The organism is Paracraurococcus ruber (genome assembly GCF_004353985.1).
GTDB classification, from domain to species: Bacteria; Pseudomonadota; Alphaproteobacteria; order Acetobacterales; family Acetobacteraceae; genus Paracraurococcus; species Paracraurococcus ruber.
On the sequence record NZ_SMOA01000613.1, the window covers coordinates 1 to 976 of the forward strand.

A 976-nucleotide genomic window follows, 5' to 3' on the forward strand; every position below is an offset into this window, starting at 1 on the left:
GGGGCCGGGCCGGGGCAGGCCGGCGGATGCCGGCAGGCTGCGGCGGCGCGCCCGCCTGCGCCGGGATGCCCGCGGCGGACCGGCCCCCGCTGCGGCCCGCCATCCGCCCTGGAGAGCGAGACATGACCCGACCGCCCGGCGCCCTGGCACGATGCGGCCGCTGAAGCCGGTCGCGCCCGGCGCGCGCATCGCCCTCGGCGCCGGCTTCTTCGCCGCCTTCCTCGCCGCCTGGGCCTGGGTGACCTATGGCGGCCTGGTCCCGCCGCTCTTCCTCGCCTCGCCCGGGAAGACGCTGGCCGCCGGCTGGTCGCTGCTGACCGAGTTCGGTTTTCTGGGGGATATCGCGGTCACGGTCTTCCGCGTGGTCGGCGGCTTCCTGATCGCCGCCGTCATCGCCGTGCCGCTCGGCCTGCTGATGGGCGCCTTCAAGCCGGTGGAAGCCTTCTTCGAGCCCTTCTTCTCCTTCGCCCGCTACCTGCCGGCCTCGGCCTTCATCCCGCTGCTGATCCTCTGGGCCGGCGTGGGGGAGGCGCAGAAGCTGGCGGTGATCTTCATCGGCAGCGTCTTCCAGCTGGTCATCATGGTGGCGGTCGTCGCCGGCGGCACGCGCCTGGACCTGGTGGAGGCGGCCTATACCCTCGGCTCCCGCCCCTTCTCCATCCTGCGGCGGGTGGTGATCCCGGCGGCGGCGCCGCAGGTGGCGGAGACGCTGCGCCTCGTCCTCGGCTGGGCCTGGACCTATGTGATCGTCGCCGAGCTGATCGGGGCGAGTTCCGGCATCGGGCACATGATCATGGACAGCCAGCGCCTGCTGGACACCGGCCAGATGATCTTCGGCATCGTGGTCATCGGCATCATCGGCCTGCTGACCGATTTCGCGGTGAAGGCGCTGAACCGCTGGCTGTTCCCCTGGGCGGCGCTGTGACGGCCGTCGCGGCGGCTGGCGGCCGGCGCCGGGCGGGCCCGCCGGCGCGGC

1 protein-coding gene is annotated in these 976 nt (G+C 73.6%); it reads left to right on the forward strand.

The window, feature by feature from the left end; translation table 11 throughout:
• The first annotated feature begins 151 nt into the window (after positions 1-151).
• Positions 152-925 (forward strand): ABC transporter permease, encoded by a 774-nt coding sequence (locus E2C05_RS32095; RefSeq protein WP_133223634.1) that lies wholly within the window; start codon positions 152-154, stop codon positions 923-925.
• The last annotated feature ends 51 nt before the right edge of the window (positions 926-976 follow it).